The sequence below is a fragment of the Streptomyces sp. NPDC002911 genome (assembly GCF_053591835.1).
This window is the reverse complement of record NZ_JBSFUO010000003.1, coordinates 237,505-261,130: the sequence shown is the minus strand read 5'-3', so window position 1 is coordinate 261,130 and position 23,626 is coordinate 237,505. Positions and strand designations below refer to the sequence as shown.

Genomic DNA, 23,626 nt, shown 5'->3' with positions numbered 1-23,626 from the left:
GCGGCACAGTGGTCGTATGGATGATCTCAACGCTCTCGCCGACGAGCACCTGGCCGCGGCCCGCGCCCATGCGCACGGGCGCAGCGCACATCTGCTGCTGCGCCAGGAGCCGCTGCGGCAGACGGTGATCGCGCTCACCGCGGGATCCGCCCTCGACGAGCACAACGCACCGCCCGCCGCGTCACTTCAGGTGCTGCGCGGTGCGGTCCGGCTCACCGCCGGCTCCGGGGACGTGGAGCTCGCGGCGGGCGGGTTGCACCCCATTCCCCAGGAGCGGCACGGACTGCTGGCGCTGGAGGACGCGGTGGTGCTGCTCACCGCCGTCAACGACTGAGCCCACCTGGAGTACACCCGCGGGACCGAGGCATGAGAGAAAGGGGGCAGCCGGGACGCCGGGCACCCCGGTGGCGACGTCCCGTCCGGCCGCCTTCCTACGTCCCCGGAGTATCCGTGTGCCCAGCAGGACCGACGACCCCGTCGCGGAACGAACCACGCCGCCCGCAGGTCACACCGCGCGGAGGCGCTGGCGCACCGCACTGCGCAGGACCCCCGTATCGCTGTGGAACGACGACCTCTCCGACTGGGCGGCGGCTCTCACCTACTACGCCATTCTGGCGCTGCTCCCGGCACTCCTCGTCACCGTGTCCGTCATCGGACTGGCCAACCCCGGCGCCACCAACGCCCTGATCGCCGACATCACGGCCTTCGCACCGGCCGAGTCCGGAGCGGCGCTGCGCCGGCCTCTGGAGGCGGCCACCCAGGAGCGCACCGCCGTCTGGCTGCTCGTCGCCACCGGCAGCGTGAGCGCCGTGTGGTCCGCCTCCAGCTACCTGGCCGTGTTCCGCAGGGCGATGCACGCCATGCACCACGTGAAGGACACCAGGCCCGCCCTGCGCCAGGCCCACATCATCGTGGTCTCCGCCATCGGGCTGCTCGTCCTGCTGATGGCCAGTGCCTTCGCTCTGGTGCTCACCGGACCTCTGGCCCGCTGGCTCGGCCGCCGACTGGGCCTGGCGCGGGCCGGCGAGACGCTGTGGGAGGGACTCAAATGGCCCGTGCTGCTCTGTCTGGTCGCCTGCCTCATCGTGGTCCTCTTCAGCACCGGTCCACGTTCCGCGCGGACCGTGCGGCAAGCCTTGCCGGGCGGAGTCCTCGCCGCGTTCCTGTGGCTGATCGCCTCGGCCGGCTTCGCGCTGTACGCGACCCACATCGGGAGCTACAGCCGGTTGTACGGTTCGCTGGCCGGCCTGGTCGTCTTCCTTATCTGGATCTGGTTCACCAACCTGGCACTCGTGACCGGCGCTCAGTTCAACGTCGAACTGGCCCGCGCGGAAGACTGCCGGGAGGGCGACGGCCCCTGAAGCGCCTCAGGGCCTTGTGGGAGCGCTCCCAGGGGTGAAGGATGGGGCGATGACCCAAACCGCGTACGTACGCCCCTACCGATCCAGTGACCAGGAGGCCCTCGCGGACATCTGCGTCCGCACGGCTGACGGCGGCGGTGACAGTACGCATCTGTACCCCGATCCCGGACTGATGCCCGCGCTGTTCGCCGAGCCCTACGCCCACATCGAACCGGAGCTCACCTTCGTTCTGGACGACGGTGCGGGGCGTGCGGTCGGCTACGTCCTGGGGACCGCGGACACGCGGCGGTTCGTGGACGCGTTCCGAGAGGTCTGGCTCCCCCGAGTGACGGACCGTTTCCCCGGCCCCGAGCATGAACCCCGGACGCTCGCCGAGACGATGACGGCGCTCCTGTACCGCCCTGAGCGGATGATCCTTCCTGAGCTGGACGGATACCCCGCGCACCTGCACATCGACCTGCTGCCGTCGTGGCAGCGCAAGGGATACGGCAGGGAGCTGATGGGGGCTTTCCTGGACGCACTGCACCAGAAGGGCGTCCGTGCCGTGCATCTGTCCATGCTGACGGCGAACACGTCGGCCAGGGCCTTCTACGACCGGCTCGGATTCCAGGTGGTCGACGTCCCCGACCCCGGGCCCCTCACCTATCTGGGTCGCCCCACGGAGCGTGTGGGGCCGATGGGCTGGGCAGGGTAGTGGGCGGCGGGACCGGGAGAGGGCCCAGGTCGCCGGTGCGGAGGGGTGAGTGGCGTGACGGAGCAGGGCATGTGGAGTTTCGCGGACGACCGGAGCCGGCTGGCGGTGGCGGACCGCAGGCCGTCCCGGGTGCTCACGTACGTCCAGGCGGGAGCGACGCTGTGGGATTACGGGATACGCCCGGAAGGGATATTCGGCTCCGGGCACGACGGGGCGGAGCCCGACCGCGCGAAGACCGGCACGCTCCCGCTGGACGCCGTGGACTACCGGGGCGCGGGTGACGACCTGGACGTGGACACGCTGCTACGCGGCAAACCCGACCTGGTCGTCGCGGTCAGCTACGGCCACGGCCGGCTCTACGGACTGGACCCGGACACCGCCGAGCACCTGGAGGATCGTGTCCCGGTCGTCGTGATCGACGTGGGCCAGGCACGCACCCTCGACCGGGTCGCCGAGCGATTCGCCGAGCTCGCGCGCTCGCTCGGCGGCGCACCGGTCCCGGCCGCCGCGGGTGAACTGCGCACCGCCCGTGAGCGGCTCCGCGCGGCCGCCGGGGCCACTCCCGGCGGGCCCAGGGTGCTGGCCCTCTCGCCCGCGAGCCAGGAGCAGGCGTACGCCGGCCGCCCTCAGATGTGGCCCGAGCTGCGCGTCCTGGCCGAGCTGGGGGTCGACCTCGTGTCCCCGCCCGCAGGGGCCGGCGTCAACTGGGCCACCCTGGACTGGGCGGACGTGGCGGCGCTGGAACCCCGCATCGTCCTGACGGACATCCGGTCCAACGCGGTCCCGCTCGACGGGATCACCGCCCCCGCCTGGGAGGCGGTCGGCCGAGGGGCGCGGATCGTGCCGTGGAATCCGGAACCCCTGTGCAGCCCGCAGGCTCATGGGCGTTTCCTCGGGCTCGTCGCGGACGCGGTGGAAGGGGTGACGCGTGACTGAGCAGGTCTACCGAACCACCCTGCACAATCTATCGGGCAGAGTTTCGTCGCGCTCCGGCTGCCGCCATGGACAGCGACGCGACGCACCGCGCATTCGACGCGGCGCCGACCCGGCGGCACCGAAGGCGCCCACCCACCTCGGCGCCTGCGGCTGCGGGTGCTCGCCACGTACGGCTTCGCCGGGGAGGCGGAGCACCGCGGCGGACGTGAGCGCCTTTGGCCGGCCGCGCACTCCGTCACCTCGTCGGACCACGCGGCCGGGCTCGCCGGCCTGGCCGCGTGGTCCGGCCATGTGCCGGGCAGGCGCCGCCAGGTCGAGCATCTGCAGCAGACGATCGAGCAGCACGCGGCCGATCCGCTGCTCCGTACGGACGCCCCGGATCGCGCCCTCCCTCGCCGTTCGGGAGGCTGGCCCGAAGCGGGATGCGAGATCCCCGTACCTCCAGGAGCAGGCATGCAACAGGACAAGCATCCGTCGTACCGCCCCGTGGTCTTCCGTGACAGCTCCGCCGGGTATGCCTTTCTGACCCGGTCCACCGCGTCGAGCGAGCAGACCATCGACTGGGACGACGGCAACAGCTATCCGGTCATCGATGTGGAGATCTCCGCCGAGAGCCACCCGTTCTTCACCGGCAAGGCGAGGGTGGTCGACACGGAGGGCCAGGTCGCGAAATTTGAGCGGCGTTACGGGGACGAAAGCGGCAAGGAAGCCTCCTGAACCCTCCTGACCCCCGGATCCCCGCTGGTCCTGCGCACCGGGCAGAATCGTGAGCCTTGTGGCAGTAGTGCTCCGCCGGCCACCTCCGCCCGCGTTCCCCAGGAGACCCGCTCCTCATGCCCGACAGCCCCGCCCTGCTGGTCATCGGCGAATGCGTCGCCGACGTCGTCCGGCTGCCGGGCGCGCCGGACCGGGTCCATCCCGGCGGTAGCCCCGCGAACGTCGCGTACGGTCTGGCCAGGCTGGGGCTGGGCACCACCTTGATCACCCAGCTCGGCCAGGACTCCCACGGGCGGCTGATCAAGGACCACCTTGCTTCGGCCGGGGTTCGGGTCCTCACGGACGGGAGCGGTGCGCCCACCCCGGCCGCCACGGTGTGCCTCGACGAGGCCGGCCGGGCCGCGTACACCTTCGAGATCACCTGGACGCTGGGCCCGGTGGAGCAGCCCGGGGAGCCGCCCCAGCATGTCCACACCGGGTCCGTCGCCACCGCCCTGGAGCCCGGCGCGGACACCGTCCTGGACCTCGTCCGGTCACTCCGGACAGCGGCGACGGTCAGTTACGACCCCAATGTGCGGCCCGCGCTGATGGGTGACCATGCCCGTGCGGTACACCGGGCGGAGCGTTGTGCGGCGCTGAGTGACATCGTCAAGGCCAGCGACGAGGACCTGCGATGGCTGTATCCGGACGAGGCCCCGGAGGAGGCCGCCGAGCGGTGGCTGCGCTCCGGCGCGGCGGTCGTCCTGGTCACCCGGGGCGCCGGAGGGGCAGTGGCATTCCTGCCGGGCGCGACGGTGAGCATCGGCGCGCCGCCCGTACGGGTCGCGGACACGGTGGGGGCAGGCGATGCCTTCATGTCGGGCACACTGCACGCCCTGGCCTCGCACGGACTGCTCGGAGCGCGGGGCCGCGCACGGTTGCGCTCCCTGGACGACGCCGTTCTGGGCGACGTGCTGCGCCACGCGGTGGCCTCGGCCGCAGTGACCGTCGCACGGGCCGGTGCGCTGCCTCCCGACGAGGAGGAGCTGAAAGAGGCCCTGACCAGCGCGCCGGTCCCGGAGCGGTGACAGTGTCCAGGGTGTCCTCGCCCGTACCCCGGTCGTTCATTTCGTTATGACCGTGACCCTTACCGACACCGGCCCACCGTCCACCACCGAACTGCTGACCGGCGTCCTCCTCGGCCCGGATTTCCGCCGCGAGCACGGATTCTGGCAGCGGCTGATCAGCACAGAACCGTTCCGCCGCCCCGTCGGCGGTACGCCCGAAGAGCGACTGGAACTCGCCTACGACCGGTTGCGGATCCTCAACCTCTCCCTCGACAGCGGAGCACGCCTCGCTTCCGACCCACGCGCGCTGGCCGCCCTGCACGCGTGGCTGGGCCCGGTGGACCCAGCGCTGACCACCGTGGCGGGCATCCACTACAACCTCTTCCTCGGCAGTCTCCTCGATCACGAATGCTCCGGTCGCCGTGACCTGTCGGACTATCTGACGATGCGGCGCATCGGCACTTTCCTCTGCACCGAGGTGGCACACGGCAACAACGCGGCGGCCATGGAGACCACTGCGACGTACGACCGGGAGAGGGACGGATTCGTCCTGCACACCCCGAACGCGGGCGCGCAGAAGTTCATGCCCAACACCAGCCCGGCGGGCGGAGCCAAGTCCGGACTGGTGGCCGCACGCCTGGTCGCCGACGGCTCGGACCACGGGGTGCGCCTCTTCCTGGTGCCGCTCACCGACGACGAACAGGCGCTGCCGGGCGTCCGGGTGCGGCGGCTTCCGGCCCGGATGGGCAGCCCGGTGGACCACTGCCTGACCTCGTTCGACCGGCTGTTCGTTGCGCGGGACGCACTGCTGGGATCCGGCGAAGAGAGCGACTCCCCAGGAAAGTTCAGCACGGGACCGGGTGACAGGCGGCGGCGCTTCCTGACCTCGATCGGGCGGGTGACCCCCGGCCGGATCTCCATGAGCGCCTGCGCGGCGGGCTCGGCTCGCGCGACCCTGGCGGTCGCCGTGCGCTACGGCGGCCACCGGCTGATCTCCGGGACCCGCGGTAAGCCGCCGGTGCCCGTCAACGCCCATCGGTCCCACCACGGACCGCTCGCCTCGGCCATGGCCACGGTCTTCGCCATGAGCCTGCTCTACCGCAGGGCACAGGAGCGCTGGGAGGCCTGTACGGACGAGGACGTCCGGACGGACACGGGCAGACTCGTCGATGTAGCCAAGGCATGGATCACCTGGCGGGCCCGTGACGTCATCGTCGAGAGCCGTGAACGCTGCGGCGCGCAGGCCCTGCTGGAGAACAACGGCATGACCGAGCTCGTCACGGGAGTGGAGGGAGCCATTACCGCGGAGGGCGACAACATCGCCCTGTATGCCAAGGCGGCGGCCGAGATGCTCTTCGCCGCCGAGCCCCACCAGGACGACGCCCCGGGCCGAGCCCCGCACCGCGGTGACCTGGACGACCCACGTTTCCTGGGCCGGCTCCTCGCCGCGGTCCAGGACATCTGGTTCGCCCGGGCGCGGGCCCGCGCGCAGCGGGCGCCCGACTCCGACCTCCTCGAGCGGTGGAACGCCGCCTCGGGCCCCGCCCTGCGCGGGGTCGAGGCCTACGCGTGCCGGGAGGCCGCCGCGGCCTACGCCGAGGCCCGCGCGGCGTTGCCCGAGGGCGCCGCCAGGGACCGGCTGGGAGAGCTGGAGCGGCTGTTCGCCGTCGAATGGGTGGCCCGCAACAGCGGCGATCTGCTGGCCGCCGGGTTCCTGAGCGGTGATCAGGTCGAGGCCCTGGCCGAGACCGCCGAACAGCTGATCGCGGCCGTCGCCGCGCACGCCCCGCAACTGGCTGAATCCTTCGCCCTGCCCGAGGAACTGCTCGCCGACTGGCCGATCGCCGGACCGGGGTACGCGAACGCGTACGACGATCCCCACGGCCCCTGGAACACCACCAGGGCGGACGCCCGATGAGCTCCGTGGCCAAGGGGCGTACCGTGTCCGGCCGCCTCGGGGAGCGCTTGGAGATCATCGGCCTGCGCGTCGTTCTGCTGGCCTACTGGGGCACGGTGTCGGTGCTCGCCCGCCGGCGCGGGAAGCCGCAGACGCAAGGCGGCGAATCGGTTCACCCCAAGCGCTGAACCGCCCGACGGCCGGTACGAGGCGGAGCCCGACCCGTACCGGCCGACGGCTCCCGAGGCCGTCGACGCGCCGCGTGATAACTTGCAGACGCCAGTCACACTCCACGTGGAGTCAGGGAATCCGGTGCGAATCCGGAGCTGACGCGCAGCGGTGAGGGGGACGGGCGGGGCAAGTGCCACTGGGACACCCTCGGGTGCACCGGGAAGGCGCCCCGTCCGGACGAACCCGAGTCCGAAGACCTGCTGGTACCCGCTTCCGTACCGGGAGCGGAACACCGTAGCGGGCTCCGCGCATGAGCCCAGAGACGCCGAGGACTCCGTGTCGCCCATCGCCAGCACCATACGCCGAACCGCCCTCCTCATCGCGGGACTCGTCCTCCTCGCCGCCTGTGGCGGAGGCGGGAGTGCGTCCGACGGTGAGGCACAGGAAGGCCCCGCCCCCGGCTTCCCCGTGGCGCTGAAGAACTGCGGTCGTACGGTGACCGTCGACGCGGCACCGCGTCACGCCGTCTCCCTCAACCAGGGATCGACGGAGATCCTGCTCTCCCTGGGCCTCGCGGACCGGCTCGCCGGCACCGCGACCTGGACGGACCCGGTGATGAAGGGGCTGGAGAAGGACGAAGCCACCGTGCCCCGGATCGCCGAGAGCCAGCCCTCCTCCGAGAAGGTCCTCGCCGAGGAACCCGACTTCGTCAGCGCCTCGTTCGAATCCACCCTAGGCAAGGGCGGTGTGGCAACCCGCGACCAGTTCGAGGAACTGGGCGTACCGACGTACCTCGCACCCTCCGACTGCATGGGCAAGGACCACGCGGGCAGCAGCGACGGCTCCCGAGCCGAGCCTCTGACCATGGACCCGGTCTACGACGAGGTCCGCGACCTGGCCGCGGTGTTCGGCGTTCCGGAGCGGGGCGCGAAGCTCATCACCGGCCTCCAGGGCCGCATCGACAAGGCGACTGCGGACATCGACGCTTCCGATGCCACCCTGCTCTACTGGTTCGCCAACGCCGAAGCCCCCTACCTCGCGGGCTGCTGCGGTGCGCCCGGCATCATCACCGAGAAGCTCGGCGCGGAGAACGTCTTCGACGACACGCACGAGGAATGGCCCCAGATCAACTGGGAGACGGTCGCCGACCGGAATCCCGACGTGCTGGTCATCGGCGACCTGACCCGTAAGTCGCAGACGGCCGAAAGCGCCGAGAAGAAGATCGAGTTCCTGGAGTCCAACCCCGCCACGAAGAATCTGGACGCCGTCCGGCACAAGCGCTACGTCCTGCTCAGCGGCCAGGCCATGAACCCGACCATCCGGACCGTGGAGGGCGTGGAGCGCGTCGCCGCGGGGCTCCGTTCGTTCGGACTCGCGGGGTGACGAAGACCGAACGCGCTCCGGTCGTGAACGTGCAGCCACCCGCAGTCCTTCCGGCCGCAGGAACCCGGTTCCTACGCGGCGGTGTCCTTTGGAGCGCCGGGGCCGCCCTGCTGTTCCTGTCGGTCGCGGTGGCCGTGACGATCGGACCCGCCCGCATCTCCGTCCCCGACGTCTGGTTCGCGGTAGCCTCCCACCTCGGCCTCACCGATGGGCGACTGACCCCCATACGCGACGGCATCATCTGGAATCTGCGCATGCCCCGTACCCTGCTCGCCGCGGTGTGCGGGGCCGGGCTGGCGGTGTGCGGCACCGTGATGCAGTCGCTGCTGCGCAACCCGCTCGCCGACCCCTTCGTCCTCGGTGTCTCCTCCGGCGCGTCCACCGGGGCGGTCGTGGTCGTCGTCCTGGGCGTCGGCGGGGGAGCGGTGTCGATCTCGGGCGGCGCCTTCGTCGGGGCCCTGTGCTCGTTCGTCCTCGTCCTGATGCTCAGTCACCTCCTCGGCGGCTCCACCGACCGGGTTGTCCTCTCCGGGGTCGCGGTCATGCAGCTCTTCTCCGCGCTCACCTCGTTCGTCGTGATGACCGCGGCCGACGCCGAACAGACCCGGGGCGTGCTGTTCTGGCTGCTCGGCTCGCTGAGCGGGGTCGGCTGGGGCGACGTGTGGATGTGCTCCGCCGTGCTGGCCGTCACCCTGCTGATCTGCCTCGGCCATGCCCGTACCCTCGACGCCTTCGCCTTCGGGCAGGACGCCGCGGCCGCCCTCGGGGTGCACGTGGCCCGCACCCGGATCGTGCTGCTCTGCACCACCGCGCTGCTGACCGCGGCCCTCGTCAGCTCGGCGGGCGCCATCGGGTTTGTCGGTCTCGTCCTGCCGCACGCCGCCCGGGCACTGACCGGGTCCGGGCACCGGAGGCTGCTGCCGGTCACCGCGCTCACCGGAGCCGTGTTCCTCGTCTGGGTCGACACCCTGGCCAGGACCGTCCTCGACCCGCAGGAGGTCCCGGTCGGAGTCGTCACCTCCCTCATCGGGGTGCCCGCCTTCGTCCTGGTCCTCTACCGCACGAGGAGAAACGCATGACCCGGGCGGGCACTCCCGGTGACGGCCTGCGGGCCGCACGGGTCAGCAGGGAGGCCGGCGGGCGGATCGTCCTCGACGACGTGAGCATCGCGCCGCCGCCCGGCACCACGGTCGGACTCCTGGGGCCGAACGGCTCCGGCAAGACCACGCTGCTGCGGGTGATGGCGGGTGTCCTCACTCCCGGCGCGGGCGTCGTCACCCTCGATGGCCGTACCCTCGCCGAGACCGGCCGACGAGGTGTGGCCCGCCGCGTGGCCGTCGTCGACCAGCACGCGGTGACCCAGGTCGACCTGAGTGTGCTGGACGTCGTACGCCTCGGCCGCATCCCGCACCGGCGCGCCTGGTCCGCGCCCCGCCCCGAGGACGAGGGCGCTGTACGAGAGGCTCTTGCGCGCACCGGACTCGCCGACCGCGCCGGACAGTTTTGGCACACCCTGTCCGGGGGCGAGCGCCAGCGCGTCCAGATCGCCCGCGCCCTGGCCCAGCAGCCGCGCGAACTCCTGCTGGACGAGCCCACGAACCACCTGGACATCCAGCACCAGCTGGAACTCCTGTCGCTGGTCGCCGCGCTGCCCGTCACGGCCGTGGTCGCGCTGCACGACCTCAATCTGGCCGCGATGTTCTGTGACCGGGTCACGGTCATGCGGGAAGGCCGAGTGGTGGCAGGCGGAACGCCCTCGGAGGTGATCACCGAGGAACTCATCGCCGATGTCTACCGCGTACGCGCGGTGGTGACGCCGGAAGGGCCCGACGGGCGCCCGTCGGTGCGGTTCCTGCCGGGAGAAGCCGTCCACGGTCGGCAGAAGTGCGACGAGAGGGCGGGCCCGTGAACCGCCCGGGTCCGCCCCTCGATACTGTCGTGCGGCCTTTCGCCGCCGTCTGTGTGAGGGGTCAGCGACGACGTCCCTGGCCGAACTCGCCGCCCATGTCCTTGCCGCTGCCCGTGTCCTTGCCGTCCGCGTAGTCGATCTTCTCCTTGCGGAGTTCGGCGGAGACTTCCTTCTGCTCGGTGACCTTGCTGGTTTCGAGGTGGACCCGCTCCACAGGGACCGCCTCCTTGCGGACGGTGGCTCGTTCGGCGTGCAGGGTGACTTCGACGTCCTGCTCGCCGAGTTCGCGCCCCTTCATGCCTGTTCCCTCCTCGCCGGGCTGCATAGGCTCGCGCACCACGCGTACCTCCTCGTGGGACACGGGCACCGTCCGGGTGACGTTCTCGGTCACGACGTACTTGTGCAGCCGGGCCCTTCCGCTCTCGTACTCCTCCGTGCCGACCTGGAGATGCTCCTCGGACCGGATCATGTCCTCCCGGCCTCCGGCGCCCGCGGCGGACCGCTCGGCTCCGGCTCCCGCGAGCGGGCGCGACGTGGAAGAGGTGTCCATGTCGCGGTGCCTCCCCGCGCCGGCTGTGGTGCCGGTGGCCTTCGTCTGGCCGGCCGAAGTGGTACGAGCGGTTCCGGCAGCACCGGCAGCACCGGCGGCTCCCATGGCTCCCGTTCCGGTCCCGGACGTCGTGCGCGCGTCGCCGCGCGCCCCGGCGGTACCGGTGGCCTTCCTGGTCATCCCGTAGTGCCGGTACAGCTCCTCCTCCTCCGATACGGAGAGGTGCGCGTCGGCGTCCACCCGGGGGGCTTCTTTGACGCGGTCCTTCGGATGCGAGACGTGCAGGTCGGAGCCCACGCGGCGGGCTCCCGACAGAGGGACGAAGCTCTCCTTCATGCCGAACATGCCGGTCTTGACGGTGATCCAGTCGGGCTTGCCGGTGTCGTCGTCGACGTACACCCGCCCCACTGTGCCGACCTTTTCTCCGTCGCTGTCGTAGACGGTCAGACCGTCGAGTTCTCCGGAATCCGTGAAACCGTCAGCGGCTCCCATGGCCGATTCCTCCTCGCCCGGGCGCGTCCTGTGGGTGGGTCCAGCAGGGGAGGCGCGTCCGGATTCCATCGCGCCTCACCCAGTTGGACGGTGCAACTTCCCGGCCACGGCGCTGAGCGGCCCAGAACACCGGGAAGGGGCGGTGGCCCCGTTGCACGCGGATATCTGCCCACCACACGCGTTACGCCATTCGAGTGAGGATTCTTCTGGGCGCGCCGGAGGTGCGGTCCCGCCCGCCCGTATGATCGACGCGCTGTCGCCGACCGTCGGTCCGGCCTGTCGCGGGAGGTGCGTTATCGGATCTGCGGGCATCAGCCTGCCCCGGCAGCGCGGGAAACTGCTGGCCCGGCAGGAGGACGGTCTGGGACTCCACCATCTGGTCTGGCGGCTGGGGCCCGGCTGGCGGGTGTGCAGCAGCGCCGTGCTCGGCGGCGGGATCGGCGCCCGTGCCTGGATCCTGAACGCCCAGGTGCCCGGCGGCTACCCGCGGCTCGACCCCGGCCGGCACCTGGCGGAGATCGCGGTGGCCGAGGCGCTGGACGGCCCGGGCGCCGGACTGATGACGGCCGCCGACGTCACCGCGTACGCCGTCGCCGACGACGGAGGCGTGACCGCGACCGTCACCAGCGGCCTCGGCGTACGGGGATGGGCCGCCGCCCCGGCCGAAGGGACCGACGGTCCGTTGCCACCGGGCACTGTCAACATCGTCGTCACCCTCCCCGTGGCGCTTTCCGACGCCGCCCTGGTCAACGCGGTGGCCACCGCCACCGAGGCGAAGGTCCAGGCGCTCGTGGACGCAGGACTCGACTGCTCAGGGACGCCGACGGACGCGGTGTGCGTCGCCGCGCCCGACCCGGCAGAGCAGCCCGGCGAACCGTTCGCGGGACCGCGTTCGCTCTGGGGCGCGCGACTCGCCAGAGCCGTGCACCGCGCCGCTCTGGAGAGCGCGCTGCGGCAGTCTTGAGCCCCACCGGTCCCGGGACCACTCCGCAGCGGCGGTCCCGAGACCCTCCCGCACCGACGAAGGGACCCCCATGACCACCGCATCCCCCGCCGACGCCGCCCCCGATGCACCGGCCGTCGCGGTCCTCGGCACCGGCATCATGGGATCCGGGATGGCCCGCAGCCTGCTCAGGAAGCGGCTCCCCGTCCGGGTCTGGAACCGTACGCGGTCCAGGGCAGAGCCGCTGGCCGCCCACGGCGCAACAGTGACGGACACGGCCGAGGAAGCGGTACGCGGAGCCGACGTCGTCCTGACCGCTCTGAACGACGGCCGGTCCGTGGCGGAAACCCTCACCGCCGCGACGCCCGGTCTGCGCCCGGGGCAAGTCTGGCTGCAGAGCTCCACCGTCGGTCTCGACGCCACGACCGACCTCGTACACCGGGCCGCCGGACTGGGACTGGTCTACCTCGACGCCCCGGTCTCCGGCACGAAGCAGCCCGCCGAGCAGGGCACCCTCACCGTGTTCGTCTCCGGCCCGTCCGGCGCCCGCCCGACGGCACTGCCGGTCCTGGACGCGATCGGGCAGCGCACCGTATGGGTCGGGGAGGCACCAGGAGACGCCACCCGGCTCAAGCTCGTCGCCAACACCTGGGTGATCAACATGGTCAACAGTGTGGCGGAATGCCTCAATCTCGCCGACGGGCTAGGGCTCGATCCGCAGCTCTTCCTGGACGCGATGAAGGGCGGCCCGCTGGACACGCCGTACCTCCAGGGCAAGTCCGCGGCGGTGCTCTCCGGCGATCTCAGCCCGAGCTTCGCACTCTCCACCGCGCTCAAGGACTCCCGGCTGATCCTGGACGCGGCCGAGGCGTCCGGAGTGAAGCTCGATCTGGTCGCCGCCTCCGCCGAGCGGTTCACCCGGGCGGAGGCGGCCGGACACGGCGGCCAGGACATGATCGCCACCTACTACGCCGGCCGCCCCGCATAGCCGCTCAGACGACGGTCACCGGGTGCCGCACCACCGCGTCGAAGAGATAGCCCTGCGTGTTGTGCGCGGTCGTCGCGGGCTGGGTGCGGCCCGAACGGTCCGTCGCCCGCGCGAGCAGCACAGCCGGGCCCGCCCCCGCCGGAACCCAGTCGGCCGCCCAGCGGACCCAGCTCCCGGTCCTGGGCTCGTCGCGCAGCCGCGCGGGGTGCCACCGGACGCCGCCGTCGGTGCTGACCTCGACCGAGCGCACCGGCGCGCCGCCCGACCAGGACCGGCCGGTGAGCAGATGCCTGCGGTGGGCCGCGAACGATGCACCGGGGGCGAGCTCGAACGCGCTCTTGAGCGTCTGGCGGGCCAGCGGCGCGCTGCCCTCGGGCGGGTATCCGGGGCCGAAGAGCCGGTACAGTCCGGTGTTCCACGGGCTCAGCAGCGGCTCCGCGCTCACCTCGATGTCGCCCACCCACTTGATGTTCGCGATGCCCACCCAGGACGGCACGATCAGCCGGACCGGAGCGCCGTGGTCGGGCGGCAGCGGCTCACCGTTCATCTCGTACGCGAGGAGCACGTCGTCCAGGGCCTTCGCCACCGGCAGGGGCCTGCGCACCCGGCCCAGATTCGTCCCGTCCCCGATGACCTCCGCGTCCAGGCCGCGCGGCAGCACGTCGACCGCCTTCCCGCCGATGCCCGCGCGGCGGAGTACCTCTGCGAGCCGGACCCCGCGCCAGCGCGCCGTTCCGATCGCGCCCAGGGTCCACGCGGTGCCGCTGACCTGCTGGCCCTGCTGAGAGGTGAAGAAGCTCCGGCCGTTGCCCGCGCACTCGACGAACGCGGTGCGGGAGACGGACGGCAGGGCGCGCAGAGCCTCGTACGAGAAGTCCACCGGACCGCCGGTCAGTCCGCTGCCCCAGACCGTCAGCCTCCAGTCCGCCGCGTCGAGGACCGGTGTCGTGGTGTGGTTGCGGACGAAGAAGTGGTCGGCGGACGTCAGCAGCCCGGTGTCCCGCAGCGATGCGAAGTTCGTCTCGGCGTTGGTGCCGCGCACCGTGAACAGCTCCGGCGGCAGGGGCTTCACCACCCCCGGGAGCGAGGGCCCCGCGTGTGCGGGAGATGCGGCGGCCGGGACCAGCGGGGCCGCCACCGAGGCCGCGGCGAGGAGTTTCAGCAGATCACGGCGGTCGATGCCCGCCGATCTCGCACGGCCGCGGGTCCACTGGCGAAGCCGCGTGCGGTCGTACGCGGCTTCGGACGGTGGTACGGCACTCATGGGCGCTCCTGGGGTAGACCGGGTCCGCGGTCAGGACCGGTTCGGAGGGGACAGCGGGCCGGCTCATGTCATACCCCGCATGGTCGTTCGAGGACTGTCCGCACAAGCACGGTGGCGGACGCGGCGGCGTACTGGATACGGACCCTAGAGGCCGAAGGCACCGGGACGGAAGGAGGTGGCGCACGTGGCCACGAAGCCGCAATGCCGCCGCAACAGACACGCCGTAACCGGCCCCGTTGTTCACGAAACCGGCGGCCCTGCGTCGGTGGTGAGTCAGTCCTGGGTGAACATCCCGCTGCGCAGCTTGCGGAGAATGCGGCTGAGCAGACGGGAGACATGCATCTGCGAGATGCCGAGCTCCGTGCCGACCTGAGCCTGCGTCATTTCCTGGCCGAACCGCATGTCTATGCGCTCACGCTCCTCAGGGTGTCGGCCACGAGGTGGGAGCGCCTGCCCGAAGGGCTGCAACTCATGCACGGTGAGGCGGATGTGAGCCACACCCCTGCGATGGGGCCGGGAAGGGGCGTGATGGTGCACAGAACCGCCCCACCGGTACGGGGGAGCCCGGTGGGGCGGTCCTATCCAGGGTGCCACAGGCCGACGCCGGTTGGGGTCGTATCCCGTGCAATGGTGCGCGATTCGCCTGACCGGCAGGGATGTGCACCCGCGTGCGGCACGGTCCACGCCCTGGCGAGCGCGCTCTGATTACACGCTCGTGAGCAGACCTGCGCGCGGGAATAGGCGCGGGGCGAATCAGCCTTCCATCCCTGTCGCCGACCGTCGACATCAACCGGAGTGAGAGAGTCCCCATGTCCGAGGCCACACCCCTGCCCGCGAACCTGTCCACGTCGGGGGCCGCGGGCCCCGCTGTGCCGCCGCGCCAGGGCCCGTCCACGCCGCGGGTACCCGGCCCCGGTACGGGACTCGAAGCGTCGCATCCGCTGGACAACCCGGTTCACTCCTCGCTGACCGGTCCGCACGCCCACTTCGCCGAGGGGCGCGGCCGGATCCTGCGCTACCGTCCCGACGTCACCCCCTGGCTCGCCCTGCCGGACGCGCCCGACGCACAGGACTGGGCCGACGTCGCCGCGCTCGCGGGTCCCGGCGCGCCCGTCACGCTCACCGCCTTCCGTGAGCCCCCGCCGGCCGGCTGGGAGATCGTCTTCCAGGCGGAGGGCGTCCAGATGGTCGACGACACCGTGGACTCCGCCCCCGACCCGGAGGCCCTGCCCCTCGGCCCGGCCGATGTGCCGGAGATGCTGGACCTGGTCGAGCGCACCCGCCCCGGCCCCTTCCTGCCGCGCACCGTGGAGCTCGGCACCTATCTCGGCATCCGCCGCTCCGGAGTGCTCGTCGCGATGGCGGGGGAGCGGCTGCACCCGGTCGGCTGGACCGAGATCAGTGGTGTCTGCACCGACGGTTCCGTACGGGGCCAGGGGCTCGCGACGCGCCTCATCAGGGCCGTTGCCCACGGCATCAGGGAACGAGGCGAGACACCTTTCCTGCACGCCGCCGCGTCGAACACCTCCGCCATCCGGCTCTACGAATCCCTCGGCTTCACCCTGCGCCGCGAAACCGCCTTCATGTCGGCGCTCGTCCCCGCGGACACGGCGCCGTCCACCGACGCCAGGATTCGGGACCTGGGGACGGGTAGCTTGGAACACGTGGGGCGATAGGGACAGCACAGGCGGGAGGCGTGCCGTGGTCATGGGGCTCCGGCGCCCGACGGCGGCGCGCAGACCGCAGCTGCCCGGTGCGGATCCGGGAGAAACGGCGGCGGGCGCCGCCCGGATCGGGAACTGGGCGCTCGCGCTGTGGCTCCTCCTCCTGACCGCTGCGGTCGTCCTGCTCGACGCCTTCACCGGTAACGACCTCCCCCTCATCCCGCTCATGGTCGTCCTGCCCGCGCTGGCCTCGGTCTCCTGCACGGTCCGGCAGACAACCGTCGTGGCGGTATGGGTCGTGCTGGTGGTCGTCGGATCCCGGATCGCCTCGACCGGCACCTTCTGGGACGTGGTCTTTCTCATCGGCTTCACGGCCCTCGCCAGTGCTCTGGGCGTCGTCGCCTGTGCCGCACGCATCCGGCACGCCACCGAGGTGGCGAGACTGCGCTCGGCCGCAGTCGCGCTTCAACGCCAGATCCTGCGGCCGCTCCCCATCGTCACGCGGCAGGTCCGTGCCCACGGCCTCTACGAGCCGATCGAGGAGGACCGCTTCGTGGGCGGCGACATCTACGAGGTCGTGCAGTCGCCCCACGGAACCCGTGTGATCATCGGCGACGTACAGGGCAAGGGCCTGCCGGCGATCGGCGCCGGCTTCGCCGCACTCGGCGCGTTCAGGGAGGCCGCCGTCAGGGAGCCCGAGCTCGCCGCAGTGGCCGACGCGGTCGAGGACGCGGTCGTCCGGCACAACGCCTTCTCCGCCGAGACCGGTGAGGAAGAACGCTTCGTCACCGCCCTGCTGCTGTGCTTCGACGGTGGCGAACGGGCGCGGGCCGTCAACTGCGGCCATCTGCCGCCACGTCTGCTGCACGACGGGGCGGTGTCGGCGGTCACCCTGCACCGGACGGCCGTACCGCTCGGCATGGCGGATCTCGGCGGCGAGGCACGCGTTGCCGAGTGCATCGCCTTTCCGCCGGGCGCCGCCCTGCTGGTCTTCACCGACGGGGTCACCGAGGCGCGCGACGCGGCGGGTGACTTCTATCCGTTCGACGAGCGGCTCGGCTGCTGGGCGGGGCGTGAGCCGGACGAGGTCCTGGACGCGCTCCAGGCCGACCTGCAGAGCTTCTCCGGCGGAGTGCGCCGCGACGACGTCGCCGTGCTCGTCCTGAGCAGGCCGCGGGACGGCGAGAGCGCTCCCGGGAACGTTGCGGTGCACGGCCCCACGAAGCACCACCTGCGCCGGGTCTGAGCGGCCAGGATTCCGGGACGGGCGTGGCGGGCATGCGTCGTCCGGGTCGCAGGGGGTACGCGAGGTGCGACACCGGGCCGGCACCGGACCGGGTCGCACCGACGGGAGTAACGACATGACCGACCGCAGGCCCCAGGGAACCGCCTACACCGGGGCGCAGGGCAGCCCGCCGCCGATACCCGCCGACATGCCCGATCAGCAGGCCCAGGCCGGCGAGGACGCCCTCGAGGTGATCCTCCCGCCGGATACCTCCCGCCCCGGCGCGGAACCGGACGCAGGGCCCCACGCGGAGAATCCCGACCCCGATGAGGCCGGCTCGGGCCGTGACACCGCCCGCAACGCCGGCGTCCACCCGGAACACCCGACCCCGGACGAGTCCACGGGGTGACTCGGGGCCCGCGGTCGCGACCTGGAGCGGACGGCCCAGGTGGACCAGGTTCTCCCGGTCCACCTGGAGCCGCCCCCGGCCTGGTCAGCATGGGTGCCATGGGTTCGTACCACTTCTTCCTCTGATCCGCGGCCAGGACGCCGCCGGGCGACGCTGAGCGTCGCCGCGTGACCCGCCGGGTCGCGCCGTGTGCCGCAGTCCTTTCCGTTGTCCGAGACCCCAGTCCTGCAGCGCCCTTCCGTCCGTGACGGATGTCGATGTGCGCGCCGCCGAGGGCATGTCACTCCAGGGAAAGCACCCATGTCTCCTCAGTACCCCCGCGCCCAACTGGCCATGAGCGATGTCTCCAAGGCGTACGGTGACCGCTCCGTCCACGATCAGGTGTCCATCACCGTCCGGCCCGGGGAGAAGAACGGAGTCATCGGCGAGAACGGCTCCGGGAAGTACGGGGACCTCCTGACGGCGTACGGGGAGCGCGGTGGATACCAGGCTGACGCCAGGACCGAGGCCGCACTGCACGGCCTCGGGCTCGGCCACCTCACCCGGGACCGCGCGCTCGGCACGCTGTCCGGCGGTGAGCAGTCCCGGCTGGCCCTGGCCTGCGTGCTGGCCGCCGGAGCTCCTGCTCCTCGACGAGCCCACCAACCACCTCGACGCTGCTGCCGTCAGCTGGCTGGAGGACCACCTCCGATCCCACCGGGGCACCGTGGTCGCCGTCACCCACGACCGGGCCTTCCTGGAGCGGATCACCGCTGTGATCCTGGAGGCCGACCGCGACCTGCGGAGCGTCTCCCGGTACGGGACGGCTGGGACGGCTATCGCACGGCGAAGGGCGCCGCGCGCCGTCGATGGGCCCAGGAGCACCAGGAGTGGCTGGCCGAGCTGGCCCGCACCGAAGAACTGGTGGGCTCGGCCGGCCGGAGCCTCGCCGGGAGGCAAGGGCCCCGGGCAGGGCTTCGGCAAGCACCGCAGGTCGCACGAGGCCAAGCTGTCGGGCCAGGTCAGGGCCGCCAGGACACGGCTGGAGGCGCTGCGCCGTTCACCCGTCCCCGCGCCTCCCCGGCCGCTGAGCTTCACCGCCGACCTCGCCGTGGCCGGTGCGGCCGACCCCTCGGCGTCCGGTTCGGCCGACGCCGTTCCGCCCCCGGCCGAGCTCGACGCGGTCCGGGTCGGTGAACGGCTGGACCTGCCCTCCCTGCGCGTCGAGCCGGGCCGGCGGCTTCTGGTCACCGGGCCCAACGGCGCCGGGAAGACCACACTCCTGCGCGTCCTGGCCGGCGACCTCGCACCGGACGCCGGCACGGTCCGGCGGCGGGGCAGAACCGGCTACCTCCCGCAGGAGCTCCCCGTCAGGCCCACCCGCCGTTCTCTGCTCGCCACCTTCGCCGTCGGCCTGCCGGGGTCCCCCGACGAGTACGAGGACGAACTGCTGGCCCTCGGTCTGTTCCGTCCGGAGGACCTGGCCGTGCCCGTGGCGGCCCTTTCCCTCGGGCAGCAGCGCAGGCTCGCCCTGGCGCGGCTGGTGACCCGTCCTGCGGATCTGCTGATCCTGGACGAGCCGACGAACCACACCGCGCTCGGCCTGGTCGGGGAGCTGGAGGCGGCGCTGGACCGGTACGCGGGAGCGGTCGTGGTCGTCTCGCACGACCGTAGCTTCCACGGGCGCTTCACCGGCGAACGCCTCGAGCTCCGGGCAGGCCGCGCCGTCGCTCCGTGACCTACGTCTCCGAGGGTTCGCTCCCCTCTCGCACGTAGGCGCGCAACCGCTCGACGAAGACTCGCTGGCCCGCCACCAGCCGTTCGAGAGCCATGGCCGGTGCGCACCAGACGAACCGGTCCATCTCCGGGAACTCCCGCAGCACACCGGACCCCTCGGGCCATTCCATGGCGAAGGTGCCCGGGACCGCCTCGGCAGGGTCCAGGTCGGCTTCCACGCCCCATACGGTCACGGTCTTGCCGCCGGTCTGACGCGTCTCGCCCAGCGGCACCCAGGCTCCGTCCGGGAGGGGCAGTCCGAGCTCCTCCTCGAACTCCCGGCGCGCGGCCTCGGCAGGCTCCTCGGATGACTCGTACTCACCCTTGGGGACGGACCAGGCCGCGGTCTCGCGGCGAGCCCAGAACGGTCCGCCCATGTGGCCGATCAGCACCTCGGCGTCGGGTCGGCCGTCCTCGCCGGCGACGACACGGAAGAGGAGAAGCCCCGCACTGCGCTTGGCTGTCGACATGTCGTCAAGTGTGCGGGGCGGCGCGGCGTAAGGCCACCGGTCCGGGTTTCCGGAAGGCTGTGCGGTCCGGGACCGCCAGGGGTAACTCCCGAGCCGCGCGCTGTTCCACCTGATGTCCCCGTTGCACCTCTGGTGCGTCCCACCTCGCCCGGTCATGCTGTCCGCCGACAGCGCGTTCCGCGCCTGATCCGCACTACACCTGATTCGCACTGCACCAGGAGGATTTGTGGGCCCTGGCACATTCCGCGTCATCCTGCGGCCACTCGTGCTGCTGGCGACCGTGGTGGCGACGACGGCCGGAGCCGTCGCACCCGCCGCCGCCGACCCGACGCTTGATCCCCGCCCGCACACCGCCGCCGAGATCCTCAGACCCGTCGCCCCGCCGGCCGCGAGCGGCCCGTCCGGCGAAGCGAGATCCTTCGTGGACGGCGACGGCATCGAGACCGCCCGGGCCTCCCGCCCCGTCGCCCCCGGTGTCCGTCTGAGCTCGTACGACCGCCTCGAGTCCGGCACATGGCTGCGGGTCGACACCCTCTCGGTCGATCTGGACGACAGCGGAGTACGCGCCGACTACCTCTCCTCGGGCAAGGTCGCTGACCGGCACACGGTCTCCGAGCTCGCCGCCGGGCACGACCCGGGGCAGGGCCGCCGTACCGTCGCCGCGGTCAACGCGGACTTCTTCGACATCAACCAGACCGGAGCGCCCCAGGGCCCCGGGGTCAAGGACGGCAGGACGGTCCACTCCCCGGCCCCTGGCGTCCACCGGGCGGTGGGCATCGGGCCGCAGGACGCGGGCCGCGTCCTGGAGCTGTACTTCGACGGCACGCTGACCCTCCCTTCGAGCACGCACCCGCTCGCCGCCTACAACGCGGCGAACGTACCGGCCCAGGGCGTGGGCGCCTACACATCCGCCTGGGGCAGCGCCGACCGCGCGCTGACCGTCGACACCGCGCAGCCCGTCGCCGAAGTGGCCGTGCGCGACGGCAAGGTCGTCTCCGTGCCGGGCACCCCCGGATCGGGGCCCGTGCCTGAGGACACCGTGGTGCTCGTCGGCCGTGAGGCCGGGGCCGGACTGCTGACCGCCCTGAAGCCCGGTGACCCGGTCGCCATCGCCTACCGGGCACGCACCGACAGCGGAGCCGTCCCGCGCACTGCCGTGGGTGGCCGGGAACTGCTCGTCGTCGACGGGACGGCGCGGAACCACGACGGCGAGAGTAACAACACCGCGGCGCCCCGCACCGCCGTCGGGTTCTCCGAGGACGGCCGGACCATGCAGGTCGTCACCGTCGACGGTCGCCAGACCGACAGCGGCGGTGTCACCCTCACCGAGCTGGGCGAGATGATGCGCGAGGCCGGCTCGTACAGCGCTCTGAACCTCGACGGCGGAGGCTCCTCCACGCTCGTCGCCCGCGAGCCGGGCAGCGACGCGCTCCAGGTCGAGAACAGCCCGTCCGACGGCAGCGAGCGCACGGTCCCCAACGGTCTCGCCCTGACCGCCCCCGACGGCAGTGGGCGGCTCGAGGGGTTCTGGGTCGAGACCCGTACGCCGGCCGGTGCCGCCCCCGGCGACGACCCGGTCGCCGGCGGCCACCCCGAGCGGGTCTTTCCGGGCCTGACCCGGCGGCTCACCGCCGCCGGATACGACGAGACGTACGGCCCCGCCGCCGGCGCCCCCCGCTGGCGAGCCGTCAGCCCGGCGGTCGGAAGCGTCGACGACGGGGGGATGTTCACCGCCCGCCGCAGCGGCACGACCGACGTCCGGGCGGAACGCGCCGGCGCCCACGGCGGGACCCGGCTCACCGTCCTCGACCGGCTGGCCCGTATCCGGCCCACCGCCGAGCGCGTCGACCTGGCGGACAAGGAGGCCACCGGCGGCTTCGGTATCGTCGGACTCGACGCCCACGGTACGAGTGCCCCCGTCGAGCCGGGGGACATCACCCTCGACTACGACCGCACCCTGTTCGCCGTCGCCGACGACAGCCGGGGATCCTTCACCGTGAAGTCCCTCACGGGCTCCGGAGCGGGACAGATCAAGGCCACCGTGGCAGGCGTCAGTACGACCCTCGCGGTGAGCGTCGGCCTCACCGAGCAGACGGTGTCGGACTTCGAGGACGCCGGGTCCTGGAAGTTCAGCCAGGCCCGCGCGGACGGCTCACTCGCCGCGACGCCGGACGGGCACACCGGTACCGGCCTCCGGCTCACCTACGACTTCACCCGGTCGACGGCGACGCGCGCGGCCTACGCCGCCCCGCCTCAGCCAGTCGTCGTACCGGGCCGGCCGCAGGCGTACACCCTCTGGATCAAGGGAGACGGCAACGGCGCCTGGCCGACCCTCCACCTCAAGGACGCCGCAGGCTCCGACCTGCTGCTGCGGGGCCCCTACATCACCTGGACCGGGTGGCGGCAGGTCACGTTCGGCGTGCCGCCGGGCGCGGCGATGCCGCTGTCGGTGTACCGTTTCTACCTCGCCGAGACGGCCGCGGCCCGGCAGTACACCGGTGAGATCGTCGTCGACGGCCTGACCGCCCAGGTGCCGCCCACCGTCGAACTCCCCGAACAGGCGGAACCCGCCGACCCGTTGATCGACACCGCCGCGGTGACGGAGGGCCGTGACTGGCAGTTCGCGGTGATGTCGGACGCCCAGTTCGTCGCCCGCGATCCGGACAGCGCCATCGTCCGGCAGGCCCGCCGTACTCTGCGGGAGATCAAGGCGGCGCACCCCGACTTCCTGGTCGTCAACGGGGACCTCGTCGACGAGGGATCGGCCGCCGATCTCGCCTTCGCCCGCCAGGTCCTCGACGAGGAACTGGGCGACTCGCTGCCCTGGTACTACGTACCGGGCAACCACGAGGTGATGGGCGGGAAGATCGACAACTTCATCACACAGTTCGGTCCGGCCCGACGGACGTTCGACCACGAGGGCACCCGGGTCATCACGCTCGACACATCGAGTCTCAGCCTGCGCGGCGGCGGCTTCGCGCAGATCAAGGAGCTGCGCGCCCAACTGGACGCGGCGGCGAAGGACCGGTCCGTAGGCTCCGTGATGCTGATCGAGCACGTGCCCCCGCGTGATCCGACCGTGCAGAAGGGCAGCCAGCTGAGTGACCGCAAGGAAGCCGCTCTCGTCGAACAGTGGCTCGCCGCCTTCCGCCGTACGACCGGCAAGGGCGCGGCCCTCATCGGCAGCCACGTCGGCGTCTTCGACGCCTCGCACGTGGACGGAGTCCCCTATCTGATCAACGGGAACTCCGGGAAGGCGCCGGCCGGCCCCGTGGACGAGGGAGGCTTCACCGGCTGGTCCCTGATCGGTGCCGACCGTGTCTCGCCCGGCGAGCAGGCCACAGCGCGTCGGCAGCCATGGCAGGGAGGGCCGGACTGGGTCTCCGCGCAGACCCGCGCCCACGTCGACGCACTGACCCTGGACGCCCCCTCGGGGCTCGTCGCGGGGGAGCGCACGAGGGCCGGCGCGCACGTCACCCAAGGTACACGGACCGTGCCGGCGGCCTTCCCGCTCAGCGCGGACTGGACCGCCTCCCCCAACGTGCACATCGGGAAGGCGGACGGCGCCCGGCGCCGCCACATCGCGACGCTGGACCCCGCCACGGGTACGCTCGTCGCGCTCCGGCCGGGCGCCGTCACACTCGCGGTGACCGTCAATGGCGTCACCCGCCAGGTGCGAATCCAGATCGCGGCCGGGGCGGTGACACCCGCCGCCTGACGCTCCACCGCCGCACGGCTCCCGGACCTGGCCC

General features: G+C 72.1%; 20 protein-coding genes, 2 pseudogenes and 1 riboswitch. Of the genes and pseudogenes, 18 read left to right on the top strand and 4 right to left on the bottom strand.

The genetic code is table 11. The features are described 5' to 3' along the window. Nucleotides 1-16: 16 nt before the first annotated feature. From ACWD04_RS06465 to ACWD04_RS06415, 11 genes are all read left to right on the top strand, one after another. Nucleotides 17-334, top strand: coding sequence for a cupin (locus ACWD04_RS06465; RefSeq protein WP_451128741.1), 318 nt, complete (start codon nt 17-19; stop codon nt 332-334). A gap of 118 nt (nt 335-452) precedes the next feature. Next, nucleotides 453-1,361 carry a YihY/virulence factor BrkB family protein gene (locus tag ACWD04_RS06460; protein ID WP_451128739.1) on the top strand — a complete coding sequence of 303 codons (909 nt, stop codon included), beginning with the start codon at nt 453-455 and terminating at the stop codon, nt 1,359-1,361. A gap of 49 nt (nt 1,362-1,410) precedes the next feature. Next, entirely contained in the window at nt 1,411-2,055 is a 645-nt protein-coding gene (locus tag ACWD04_RS06455) for a GNAT family N-acetyltransferase (protein ID WP_451128737.1), read from the top strand. 54 nt (nt 2,056-2,109) lie between these two features. Further along, nucleotides 2,110-2,991 carry an ABC transporter substrate-binding protein gene (locus ACWD04_RS06450; protein WP_451128735.1) on the top strand — a complete coding sequence of 294 codons (882 nt, stop codon included), beginning with the start codon at nt 2,110-2,112 and terminating at the stop codon, nt 2,989-2,991. 453 nt (nt 2,992-3,444) lie between these two features. Then, nucleotides 3,445-3,708, top strand: a complete 264-nt coding sequence (locus ACWD04_RS06445; protein WP_451129226.1) for a type B 50S ribosomal protein L31 — start codon at nt 3,445-3,447, stop codon at nt 3,706-3,708. A gap of 116 nt (nt 3,709-3,824) precedes the next feature. Next, nucleotides 3,825-4,775: a carbohydrate kinase family protein gene (locus ACWD04_RS06440; protein ID WP_451128733.1), complete on the top strand. Its 951-nt coding sequence runs from the start codon at nt 3,825-3,827 to the stop codon at nt 4,773-4,775. Nucleotides 4,776-4,821: 46 nt separating this feature from the next. Then, nucleotides 4,822-6,672, top strand: a complete 1,851-nt coding sequence (locus ACWD04_RS06435; RefSeq protein WP_451128731.1) for an acyl-CoA dehydrogenase family protein — start codon at nt 4,822-4,824, stop codon at nt 6,670-6,672. Continuing rightward, nucleotides 6,669-6,839 (top strand): hypothetical protein, encoded by a 171-nt coding sequence (locus tag ACWD04_RS06430; protein ID WP_451128729.1) that lies wholly within the window; start codon nt 6,669-6,671, stop codon nt 6,837-6,839. Before ACWD04_RS06435 ends, ACWD04_RS06430 begins: the two co-directional genes overlap by 4 nt. Nucleotides 6,840-6,914: 75 nt before the next feature. Then, a riboswitch (cobalamin riboswitch) is annotated at nt 6,915-7,101 on the top strand. 57 nt (nt 7,102-7,158) lie between these two features. Further along, nucleotides 7,159-8,205 carry an ABC transporter substrate-binding protein gene (locus ACWD04_RS06425; RefSeq protein WP_451128727.1) on the top strand — a complete coding sequence of 349 codons (1,047 nt, stop codon included), beginning with the start codon at nt 7,159-7,161 and terminating at the stop codon, nt 8,203-8,205. A gap of 29 nt (nt 8,206-8,234) precedes the next feature. After that, entirely contained in the window at nt 8,235-9,284 is a 1,050-nt protein-coding gene (locus tag ACWD04_RS06420; protein ID WP_451129224.1) for a FecCD family ABC transporter permease, read from the top strand. Beyond that, nucleotides 9,281-10,114 (top strand): ABC transporter ATP-binding protein, encoded by an 834-nt coding sequence (locus tag ACWD04_RS06415; RefSeq protein ID WP_451128725.1) that lies wholly within the window; start codon nt 9,281-9,283, stop codon nt 10,112-10,114. Before ACWD04_RS06420 ends, ACWD04_RS06415 begins: the two co-directional genes overlap by 4 nt. Nucleotides 10,115-10,175: 61 nt before the next feature. On the opposite strand, the gene ACWD04_RS06410 is transcribed toward ACWD04_RS06415, so the two are convergent. After that, nucleotides 10,176-11,156, bottom strand: a complete 981-nt coding sequence (locus ACWD04_RS06410) for a PRC and DUF2382 domain-containing protein (protein WP_451128723.1) — start codon at nt 11,154-11,156, stop codon at nt 10,176-10,178. A 241-nt stretch (nt 11,157-11,397) separates the two neighbouring features. On the opposite strand from ACWD04_RS06410, the gene ACWD04_RS06405 reads away from it, so the two are divergent. Both ACWD04_RS06405 and ACWD04_RS06400 read left to right on the top strand, forming a co-directional pair. After that, nucleotides 11,398-12,120, top strand: coding sequence for an adenosylcobinamide amidohydrolase (locus ACWD04_RS06405; protein ID WP_451128721.1), 723 nt, complete (start codon nt 11,398-11,400; stop codon nt 12,118-12,120). Nucleotides 12,121-12,190: 70 nt separating this feature from the next. Further along, complete coding sequence (locus ACWD04_RS06400; RefSeq protein WP_451128719.1) at nt 12,191-13,087, top strand: NAD(P)-dependent oxidoreductase; 897 nt, start codon at nt 12,191-12,193, stop codon at nt 13,085-13,087. 4 nt (nt 13,088-13,091) lie between these two features. Here ACWD04_RS06400 and ACWD04_RS06395 read toward each other — a convergent pair whose 3' ends face one another. Beyond that, nucleotides 13,092-14,351, bottom strand: coding sequence for a sulfite oxidase (locus ACWD04_RS06395; protein ID WP_451128717.1), 1,260 nt, complete (start codon nt 14,349-14,351; stop codon nt 13,092-13,094). Nucleotides 14,352-14,624: 273 nt separating this feature from the next. After that, nucleotides 14,625-14,774: pseudogene (locus ACWD04_RS06390) on the bottom strand (sigma-70 family RNA polymerase sigma factor); the annotation flags it as partial. A gap of 386 nt (nt 14,775-15,160) precedes the next feature. Here ACWD04_RS06390 and ACWD04_RS06385 point away from each other — a divergent pair. The 4 genes and pseudogenes from ACWD04_RS06385 (at nt 15,161) to ACWD04_RS06370 (ending at nt 19,366) form a co-directional block, all read left to right on the top strand. Next, on the top strand, nt 15,161-16,027 hold the full coding sequence (locus ACWD04_RS06385; protein WP_451128715.1) for a GNAT family N-acetyltransferase: 867 nt from the start codon (nt 15,161-15,163) through the stop codon (nt 16,025-16,027). A 31-nt stretch (nt 16,028-16,058) separates the two neighbouring features. Continuing rightward, nucleotides 16,059-17,261, top strand: coding sequence for a PP2C family protein-serine/threonine phosphatase (locus ACWD04_RS06380; protein ID WP_451128713.1), 1,203 nt, complete (start codon nt 16,059-16,061; stop codon nt 17,259-17,261). Between the two features lie 115 nt (nt 17,262-17,376). After that, nucleotides 17,377-17,649: a hypothetical protein gene (locus tag ACWD04_RS06375; RefSeq protein WP_451128711.1), complete on the top strand. Its 273-nt coding sequence runs from the start codon at nt 17,377-17,379 to the stop codon at nt 17,647-17,649. A 300-nt stretch (nt 17,650-17,949) separates the two neighbouring features. Further along, a pseudogene (locus tag ACWD04_RS06370) lies at nt 17,950-19,366 on the top strand (ABC-F family ATP-binding cassette domain-containing protein). A gap of 1 nt (nt 19,367) precedes the next feature. Here ACWD04_RS06370 and ACWD04_RS06365 read toward each other — a convergent pair. Continuing rightward, complete coding sequence (locus tag ACWD04_RS06365; protein ID WP_451128709.1) at nt 19,368-19,874, bottom strand: NUDIX domain-containing protein; 507 nt, start codon at nt 19,872-19,874, stop codon at nt 19,368-19,370. 226 nt (nt 19,875-20,100) lie between these two features. Between ACWD04_RS06365 and ACWD04_RS06360 the strand changes: the two genes are divergently transcribed. Then, entirely contained in the window at nt 20,101-23,592 is a 3,492-nt protein-coding gene (locus tag ACWD04_RS06360; protein WP_451128707.1) for a phosphodiester glycosidase family protein, read from the top strand. Nucleotides 23,593-23,626: the final 34 nt, after the last annotated feature.